Source organism: uncultured Winogradskyella sp. (assembly GCF_963975125.1).
In the GTDB taxonomy this organism is placed as follows: domain Bacteria; phylum Bacteroidota; class Bacteroidia; order Flavobacteriales; family Flavobacteriaceae; genus Winogradskyella.
In genome coordinates this window covers 1-5,623 of sequence record NZ_CAXBGB010000125.1, presented here as the reverse complement: position 1 = coordinate 5,623, position 5,623 = coordinate 1, and the positions used below count along the sequence as shown (strand labels likewise).

Below are 5,623 nucleotides of genomic sequence, written 5' to 3'. Positions count from 1 at the left end.
GGTAATTTAAAGTTATTGGAAAAGTTTAATATTCAATATGATGAGCAATTAAAATCGAACATTGAAACGATTGTTGTAATTGCTATTAATGGAAAATATGAAGGCTATATAACCATTGCCGATACCATTAAAGATGATGCCAAAGAAGCCATAAGTGCTTTACATCGTATTAAAAAAATAACAGAAATTGTGATGCTTTCTGGCGATAAACAATTGGTTGTCGATAAAATTGCAAATCAACTGGGAATTGATAAAGCTATTGGCGGCTTGCTTCCCGAAGAAAAAATCAATGAAGTTGAAAAACTAAAAAAACAAGGAAGAATTGTTGCGTTTGTTGGCGATGGCATTAATGATGCACCTGTAATCACACTCTCGGATGTAGGTTTGGCAATGGGAGGCTTGGGTAGTGATGCTGCTATTGAAACCGCTGATGTTGTGATACAAACCGACCAACCTTCAAAAATTGCCACAGCCATACATATTGGAAATGCGACCAATAAAATTATATGGCAAAATATAATTTTGGCCTTGGGCGTTAAAGTATTGGTGTTAACTTTGGGAGCAATGGGAATGGCAACGCTTTGGGAAGCTGTAATTGCTGATGTAGGTGTTGCTTTATTGGCTATTTTTAATGCGGTGCGCATACAACGTATGACTTGGAGTTAAAACATAATATCACATTACTATGAGTAGAAAAGCACATTGGGAAAATGTTTTTAAAACAAAATCTTTAAATGAAGTGAGTTGGTATGAAGTCGTGCCAGAAACATCTTTATCATTTTTTAAAGCATCTAATATTTCTAAATCTGCAAAAATCATCGATATTGGTGGTGGAGATAGTTTTTTGGTAGATCATTTATTAAAGTTGGGATTTAAGGATATCACAGTGTTAGACATCTCTGAAGCTGCGTTGGATAGAGCCAAAAAACGCTTAAAAGACCAATCAAAAAAAGTAAAATGGATTGTAGCCGATGTTGCTGATTTTTCACCACCTGAGAATTACGACTTTTGGCACGATAGAGCAGCATTTCATTTCTTAACCGATGAACAAAGTATAAGCAACTATGTTGAAACCGTTCAAAAACATCTTAACAAGGACGGTCATTTAGTTATTGGTGCTTTTTCTGAAAATGGTCCCAAAAAGTGTAGTGGTTTAGAGATAAAACAATATTCAGAAACCACAATGACTAATCAATTCAAAGTTTATTTTAATAAAATTAGATGCCTTAACATTGACCATATAACGCCCTTTGATACAAATCAAAATTTCGTGTTTTGCTGGTTTAAAAAAGTAATCTAACCATTGTACATTTTGAATAAAATTTGTCTATTCGAGTGGATTTAACTCATTTTTATGAGGAAAATTAGTATCGAGAATAAAATTTCCCATTTCAAAACCTGTTCTCGATACGATTTTTTATTAAAAATCACTTGAACTGACATTTAGTTTAGCCTAATCAATCAAATTGCACAATGGGTTAATCTAATCGTTAAGTGCATGACAAAAATTAATTTTGAGAAATAAACTACTCGCCATTTTCAGGATATCAAAAACCTCACAGGTTTTAAAAACCTGTGAGGTTTACGTAACGAAAAAGCCGTAATATGCTATATATGTGTGCAGTTAATAGTTTTATTCTAAATTTAGTCATGTACTAAATCTAATCGTTCAAAATCATTACCACTAAAGTTTTTTTGAACAAAAGAAGGTAAATATGAAAATTCTACAAATAATTCAGCTTATAACGTAATATATTAAAGCTATTAATCCTGAAACCAAAGAAAAGGACAATCAAGGTGCTTTGGTAAGGTCTTAAGGTGGACGTTGAACACCAAAACTATTATAGACCCATTTGTGTTTGCATTCTTGTTGGTTTTTTTTATTCAATAAATTTCCAACATAAACGAGCTATAAGTTAACCAGTTTTCTGCATTGATATTTTTCAATACAAATAATAATACCAAGGAAAAATAAGCCTTGAAAAGAACTAATCCTAGCCTTAGGCAGATAAACGAGCATTTGCTTTTTTATGCAGCTTTTTTAAATGGTCATACTCATGATGAATTTGGTCGTGTTTCTCATGTCCCTGAAGTGAAAGGTGCTCCAGATCATGTGCCGCATCTTTCATCTCTTTAACAGATTCAGAAAATGATTGGTCTTGAGACAAACTTAACATGTCATCACATATATCTGATATTTTACTACAGTAAGATGCTATTTTATCAAATTTACTTTGTTTAAATGCATAGTCTATGCCTTCCATTTGAATTCCTATGGCTTCACACTTATTCTTAAGAGATTCTTTAACATTGGCCGAATGACTTGTTGGTTGATTATGAGATTTCTTTTTAGCTACTGGCTTATTTTCTGTCGTTTCTTTTTCTACATAAACGGTTTCAGAAGGTGTTGAAATCAAGATCTCATTTACCAATGATTCTAGGTTAGTGATATATTCGCTTAAAGCATTGAAATCTAAATTCAATTTTTGAATATTGATGTTAAATTCTTTATGTGAATCAAAAAGTTTCGATTTGTGTACCGTTTTTTCAAGCGAGGATAAATCAGAATATAAAGCATTGACCAATTGCCCCAAGTCATTTCTAATCTCTTCTTTAAAAAGACTACTTGTATTATTCACTTCACTCAATTGGATTTCAAGATCATGAATGTTTTTTTCCAAATTTTTATGCTTATCCTTCTTTACATTTTCATCTACTTTAGTAAGGATAAAATCCATTGTTGACACATTGCCTTTAAGCTCGGAAACTGCTGATAAAATTTCATTTTGACTTTGTAAAGTACCAAAAGCTAGAAATAAAATAATAAGGGCAAAACGTGTTTTAAATAAGTTTTTCATTGTAAAATGGTTTGGTTAGTAATAAACATTAATATAAGCTAATATAAGTAATTTTAAAGTAAACCGCAGAATTTCTTGAAACCAACGATGATTCATTTAGCATTTTACAGGAATGACATCTTCAACTCAACCTCTAATAGCCACGAAGATTTTTTTGAATAAACCACTATGGACTGGAAGTCCATGGTTTTGGTTGGCAGACTATAAGTCTGCCTCGTGAGATTGAGAAAACATAATCAAATTGTGTTAATTAATACGTGAATTCGTGGCTAAAATATTTATAGAAACTAAAGTAACTGCAATGTAATTGCAGGGTTTTAACCTTTAACTAGATAATAAAAGAAGGTAAATGTGAAAATTCTACAAATAATTCAGCTTATAACGTAATAGATTAAAGTCTATTTATTCTGAACTTTGCATTTTACTAATAAGAATAGGATTATGGAAACGGTTAATATATTTGAAATCAAAAAAAAAGACCATAAGCAAGGAATAAAAAAATCATTTCCTGTAACTGGAATGTCTTGTGCAGCCTGTGCATCAAGTGTTGAATCCATCCTGTCGCACACTAACGGTGTCAATAGTGCTAGTGTTAATTTTGCTAGTAGCTCGGTACTCGTAGATTATGATGAGACCATTACCGAAAAAAAAATACAAAAGGCTTTGCAAGAGGTAGGCTTTGACATTATCATTGACGTAGAAGACCCTTCTTACGTGCAACAAGAACTTCAACAAAAGCTTTATCAAGATATAAAGAGTCGCACTATCTGGTCAGCGATTCTTACCCTTCCAATTTTTATATTAGGAATGTTTTTTATGCAATGGGAACTTGGAAAATGGATATCATTGGCACTAACGCTTCCTGTCCTATTCTGGTTTGGGCGTAGCTTTTTCATCAATGCTTATAAGCAAGCTAAACACGGAAAAGCGAATATGGATACTTTGGTAGCCTTGAGTACCGGAATCGCTTTTCTATTCAGTATTTTCAATACTTTTTTTCCTGAATTTTGGTTGAGTCGTGGTATAGAGCCTCACGTCTATTATGAGGCAGCAACCGTAATTATAACTTTTATTTCCTTAGGAAAACTATTGGAAGAAAAGGCAAAATCAAATACCTCTTCGGCTATTAAAAAATTGATGGGACTACAACCCAAAACGTTGAAAATCATTGAAAATGGGGAAGAAAAAGAAATCCCTATTTCGTCAGTACAAGTTGGTCAAACTATTTTAGTACGTCCAGGAGAAAAGATTCCTGTAGATGGAGAAGTTTCCAAAGGAAGCTCGTATGTAGATGAAAGTATGATAACAGGAGAGCCTGTTCCAGTAGAAAAATCGAAGGACGAAAAAGTATTTGCAGGTACGGTAAACCAAAAAGGTAGTTTCCAATTTATTGCTGAAAAAGTAGGCGGAGAAACCTTGCTGTCACAAATCATTAAAATGGTTCAGGAAGCGCAAGGAAGTAAAGCGCCTGTACAAAAACTAGTCGATAAAATTGCTGGAATATTTGTTCCAGTAGTTCTGGGTATCTCTATTATTACATTTATTGTCTGGATGTCAGTTGGAGGTGATAATGCGTTTTCGCAAGCCTTATTAACTTCTGTAGCAGTATTGGTTATCGCCTGTCCCTGTGCATTAGGATTGGCAACACCTACTGCCATAATGGTCGGTATCGGCAAAGGCGCAGAAAACAATATTTTGATAAAGGATGCTGAAAGTTTAGAACTAGGTCATAAAGTGAACGCGGTCATTCTTGACAAAACTGGTACAATTACAGAAGGAAAACCTTTAGTAACCAATATACTTTGGAAGGATAAACTTGAGAATCAAAATGAATACAAGCAAATTCTTTTAGCTATCGAAACACAATCAGAACATCCTTTGGCGGAAGCAGTGGTCAACCATTTAAAGGAACAAAATATTGAACAAGCTGAAATTGTTTCCTTCGAAAGTATTACAGGAATGGGTGTTCAAGCTGAAAATGAAAATGGTTCAAAATACTATGTTGGAAACCATAAACTAATGCTTGATAAAAATATTAAAATCGACGCTTCCTTAATGCAAACAGCAGAAAGTCTCGAAGACCAAGCAAAAACAGTCATATTCTTTGGTAATGAAAAACAAGTGCTGGCGATACTCGCCATTGCAGACAAGATTAAGGAAACTTCAAAAAAGGCTATAGAAACTCTTCAAGACAGAGGCATCGAAGTCTATATGCTTACAGGAGATAATAATAAAACCGCATCTGCTGTGGCAAAACAGGTGGGAATATCAAATTACCAAGGCGAAGTAATGCCTTCAGAGAAAGCAGCTTTTGTTGAAAAATTACAAGCAGAAGGGAAAATAGTGGCTATGGTTGGCGATGGCATCAACGATTCTCACGCTTTAGCACAGGCTAATGTGAGTATTGCTATGGGTAAAGGTTCGGATATAGCAATGGATGTAGCAAAAATGACATTGATAACATCAGATTTGCAATCCATTCCAAAAGCCTTAGAACTCTCAAAGAGAACGGTATTGGGCATCCGCCAGAACCTATTTTGGGCATTCATTTATAATATCATTGGAATACCAATTGCAGCAGGAGTCCTTTATCCCGTTAATGGGTTTTTATTAGATCCAATGATTGCAGGAATGGCAATGGCATTTAGCAGCGTATCTGTAGTTGCAAATAGTTTAAGACTTAAACGAATAAAACTTTAAAATAAACTCTATTATTAATTATAAAATCTAATACAATGAAAACTTTAAAATTTAAAACAAATATC

Annotated in this window: 4 protein-coding genes; 3 read left to right on the top strand and 1 reads right to left on the bottom strand. The window is 33.7% G+C overall.

Going from position 1 to position 5,623, the window contains the following annotated elements:
- On the top strand, positions 1-666 hold a 666-nt coding region (locus tag AAC053_RS13385; RefSeq protein WP_339757629.1), incomplete at its 5' end, for an HAD-IC family P-type ATPase.
- A gap of 19 nt (positions 667-685) precedes the next feature.
- Positions 686-1,300 (top strand): class I SAM-dependent methyltransferase, encoded by a 615-nt coding sequence (locus tag AAC053_RS13380; protein WP_339757627.1) that lies wholly within the window; start codon positions 686-688, stop codon positions 1,298-1,300.
- A 700-nt stretch (positions 1,301-2,000) separates the two neighbouring features.
- Here the strand turns inward: AAC053_RS13380 and AAC053_RS13375 are convergent.
- A complete protein-coding gene (locus AAC053_RS13375; RefSeq protein WP_339757625.1) occupies positions 2,001-2,858 on the bottom strand; it encodes a hypothetical protein in 858 nt (285 codons plus the stop codon).
- Positions 2,859-3,299: 441 nt separating this feature from the next.
- On the opposite strand from AAC053_RS13375, the gene AAC053_RS13370 reads away from it, so the two are divergent.
- On the top strand, positions 3,300-5,558 hold the full coding sequence (locus AAC053_RS13370) for a heavy metal translocating P-type ATPase (protein WP_339757622.1): 2,259 nt from the start codon (positions 3,300-3,302) through the stop codon (positions 5,556-5,558).
- Positions 5,559-5,623: the final 65 nt, after the last annotated feature.